5 protein-coding genes are annotated in these 3,493 nt (G+C 48.4%); 1 reads left to right on the top strand and 4 read right to left on the bottom strand.

Going from position 1 to position 3,493, the window contains the following annotated elements:
* Nucleotides 1-576 (bottom strand): POTRA domain-containing protein (locus tag Q0256_RS01120; RefSeq protein ID WP_297959248.1); only part of this gene is annotated, 576 nt, incomplete at its 3' end.
* An 81-nt stretch (nucleotides 577-657) separates the two neighbouring features.
* On the opposite strand from Q0256_RS01120, the gene Q0256_RS01115 reads away from it, so the two are divergent.
* A complete protein-coding gene (locus tag Q0256_RS01115) occupies nucleotides 658-1,488 on the top strand; it encodes a prephenate dehydrogenase (protein WP_297959246.1) in 831 nt (276 codons plus the stop codon).
* A gap of 122 nt (nucleotides 1,489-1,610) precedes the next feature.
* On the opposite strand, the gene Q0256_RS01110 is transcribed toward Q0256_RS01115, so the two are convergent.
* The 3 genes from Q0256_RS01110 to Q0256_RS01100 all read right to left on the bottom strand — a co-directional run.
* Nucleotides 1,611-2,342: a metallophosphoesterase gene (locus tag Q0256_RS01110; RefSeq protein ID WP_297959244.1), complete on the bottom strand. Its 732-nt coding sequence runs from the start codon at nucleotides 2,340-2,342 to the stop codon at nucleotides 1,611-1,613.
* Nucleotides 2,343-2,454: 112 nt separating this feature from the next.
* A complete protein-coding gene (locus tag Q0256_RS01105) occupies nucleotides 2,455-2,892 on the bottom strand; it encodes a hypothetical protein (RefSeq protein WP_297959242.1) in 438 nt (145 codons plus the stop codon).
* Between the two features lie 22 nt (nucleotides 2,893-2,914).
* On the bottom strand, nucleotides 2,915-3,493 hold a 579-nt coding region (locus tag Q0256_RS01100; protein WP_297959240.1), incomplete at its 5' end, for a tRNA-dihydrouridine synthase.

Raw genomic sequence — 3,493 nt, 5'->3', positions numbered from 1 at the left:
GGCGACGGATGGCTCTATATCGTCATAATCAAGCTTGTCTGCGCCTATTAAATTTACCTTATTGATGATGATATTTTCGCCGCGATTTACCTCGATCGTTAGCAAGATGACCGATTTATCGTCGTTTATCGGCTTTGGATAAAATTCCACCACGGTGTCGAAAAAGCCCTTGACTTCGTAGTATTGCTTGATGCGGGTCTCCGCTTTTTTAGCCGCCACCTCATCGTAAACCTGACCCGGACGCAAACCGATGAGCTCATTGATCTTGTCGCGATCATTGGTAACTACGTTTTTGATCTCGACCTTGGCGATGGTCGGCTTTTCGGTTACATTGATCGTGACCGCGCCGCCTTGTTCGCTGATATAAACGTCGCTGAAATAGCCCTGCTCAAATAGCTTCGAGATCGCAGCATTGGTGTTTTCGCCGTTAAGCTCATCGCCTACCTTAAGCCCTGAAATTTGCTGTGCGACCTGCGGAGAGAGATGTCTAAGACCTTCAAATTTAATGGATTTGATCTGTGCGGCGCACGCCACGGAAATCCCGCCTACTAAGAGTAAAAAAACGCTTTTTTTCATAAAATTTTACCTAAAAACGAAAATAATTTGCGTATAATACCACATTAAAATTAAAACTTGCATATATCAAAAAGGAATTTTATGAAGATAGGAATTATCGGCTTGGGTCTCATCGGAGGCTCTTTAGGGCTGTGTCTAAAGAGCACCAAAATCATCAGCGCCGTCTACGGCTGCGACATCAGCCGTGAAAATGAAAAAGAGGCTCTGCGACTCGGGCTCGTGCATGAAATTTTAAGTCTGGAGCAGATGAAGCAAAGCTGCGACGCGATCTTTCTCGCAATCCCCGTGGAGGCAATTATTGAGACGTTGCAAAAACTAAACGACTGCAGAAGTGAAACGACGATCATTGATCTGGGAAGCACGAAATTTAAAATTTTGCAAAACTGCCCGCCGCAGATCAGACGAAATTTCATCGCAGCTCACCCGATGGCGGGCACTGAAAATTCCGGCCCGCAAGCGGCGTTTAAAGAGCTTTTAAACGGTGCAGTAGTCGTCATCTGCGACGATCACGGCGCAGACGAAGTGCATATCAAACGAGCGGTCGAAATTTTTTCGTTCGCGGGGATGAAGATCGTATTTATGGACGCAAAAAGCCACGATCACCACGTGGCGCTCATCTCGCACCTGCCGCATGCGATCAGCTACTCGCTCGTAAATAGCGTGCTAAAAGAGGAAAATCGCCGCAATATTATAAATTTAGCCGGCGGTAGCTTTTCGGGCATGAGCCGTATCGCCAAAAGCTCGCCGCAGATGTGGGTCGATATTTTTAAGCAAAACCGCACGAACCTACTGGGCGCGATCGACGCTTTTAAAAACGAGCTTGATCTTTGCGTGCAGATGATTCGTGACGAGCGCTGGGATGAGCTTGAGGCGTGGATGTATGAAGCACGCAAGCTAAGGGATATTATTTAAAATTTACCCGTACGGCTAGGCTGCGCGACGAGCGCGGCAAAAACTCGCCTTTAAATTCTAAATTTCGCCTTCAAATAGCCTACGCAAATTTAAATTTTAATCCGCGCTATCCCGATACAAACTCAAAAATCTATGCATTCTTGCGTAAAAATTTTCTTTGAGGGGAACTCAAGCGCGCAAAGTCTCGCCTTCTCGCCCCAGTGCTTTTTATAAACACAGCCCAGATCGATATTTGCGCTAAATTCCGTAATGACGGGCTTTTTCACCGGCGTGTGCCCGTAGACGTTAAAAATTCCATCATTCGAGCTATCGTCTCCGCGCCCGCTTAGCACGTGAGCTGCGAAGCTTTTCGCGCGCTCTGCATCGTGTCTGAGCCGCCACATACGCCCTACCGCGGAGTGCGATACGACGAGGGCGCGACCGCTTTCATCACGCAAATCATACTCCAGGTAAATCGGCAGCCGCGAGACAAACCGCAGATGCTCCTTGCATTGCCTCGCGCCTCCATGGCGATAATACGACGCCAGCGTCGCCTCTCCGCCGTTATTAAATAGCCAGCTTTCATCCAAGCTAAAAAATGCGTAAGGGTCGTTTGAGCTCGTAAATTTGCCCGTCTTTGCGCACCTTAGGGCAGTTTTTGCGTTGCTTACAAAGCGCTTTTCGTGGTTGCCCATCACCGCGTCGTATCCGCGAGCACGCACAAATTCAACTACATCCGCGCTCGCAGGGCCTCGGTCGATCAGATCGCCCACGAAGCAAATTTTACTATCAAATTTATGCGGCAGCTGCTCTATTAACGCCAAAAGCGATCTGTAGCAGCCGTGTACGTCGCCGATGATGTAGATATTTTGCATAATTTCTCCTTAAATTTTAACGCCCTCGCCTTTTAACGCGCGGGCTGTGATTATAGGCGGCAGGCGAGAATTTCGCGGCAAAGCTCTGCGCGAAATTTTAAAATTTCGCGCGCTAGGACTTGGGCGGATAAATCTGCTTTAAGACCTCTCTTACGATGATCATAAAAAGAAGGATAAATATTAATGCGCTAAGCAATGAGGAATAAAACGTGGCAAGATGCAAATCTGAAACAATCAACGCCACAATCATCATCCCTAAAAATGGCGATAGTATCCAAATCGCCACGATCGGCAAAAACAGATTGACGAAAAAATTCACAAGCCTATCAAAATCCTTTAGCTTTTTGGCAAGCACCGCACAAACCCCGCAGGAAAATATCCACAAAAATAGGAAATATGCGAATTTTTTCTGCAGCCATTCTAGGGGGTCGTCATCCCAGACGCTAGATGTGTCAAAAATCTGCCCTATAAAAAAACCCATTAAACTTGAAATGCACATCAAGCAAAAACCCATCGAAAACGCGCAGGCTATAATTTTTAAAATAATCATCAAAGCTCCTAAAATTCTAAATTTAGCTAAAGAATTCCTCGATCAGCCGAGTCATTTCGCTCTCGGCGGCGACGTGGTTGATCTGCTCGCGAAAGCTTGCGGCGTTTTCGCGCCCCTTGGAGTATTCGTGCAGATGCTTGCGAAATATCGCTACGCCGCGCACGCCGTAATGGCTTAGCATTTGAGCGAAATGATAGAGCACGACCTCCCTTTTTAGCGCGTCGCTTGCCCGCTCGCCCGTTTTAATCTCGCGAAAGATCCAGGGTCTGCCGATTACCGCGCGACCGATCATCAGCGCATCTGCACCGCTAAGATCTCGCACCGCTAGCGCATTGGCGGAGTCTATGTCGCCGTTTGCGATCACGGGGATTTGCAGCGCGCGTTTAGCTCTTGCGATCGCGCCGTAATCCACCGCCGCGCTGTATCCGCCCGCTCTGGTGCGTCCGTGAATCGCGATAAAATCGGCTCCTGCGCTTTGTACGGCGCGCGCGATATTTTCGATATCCACCGCACCGAAGCCCAGCCGCACCTTCGCGCTCGTAAATTTTTTATTCGAATACTTTTTGATCGTCCCAACTAGGCGCGATAGACGGGGCAGATC

Origin of the sequence: uncultured Campylobacter sp., assembly GCF_937949835.1 — a bacterium.
Taxonomy (GTDB): Bacteria; Campylobacterota; Campylobacteria; order Campylobacterales; family Campylobacteraceae; genus Campylobacter_B.
Note: the sequence above shows the minus strand (reverse complement) of the source record. Positions and strands in the feature narration are given on the sequence as shown.

What these genes read in the sequence shown, in the direction of transcription:
- Q0256_RS01105 (WP_297959242.1), bottom strand. Translation starts at nt 2,892, where the DNA reads ATGATTATTTTAAAAATTATAGCCTGCGCGTTTTCGATGGGTTTTTGC.
- Q0256_RS01110 (WP_297959244.1), bottom strand. Translation starts at nt 2,342, where the DNA reads ATGCAAAATATCTACATCATCGGCGACGTACACGGCTGCTACAGATCG.
- Q0256_RS01115 (WP_297959246.1), top strand. Translation starts at nt 658, where the DNA reads ATGAAGATAGGAATTATCGGCTTGGGTCTCATCGGAGGCTCTTTAGGG.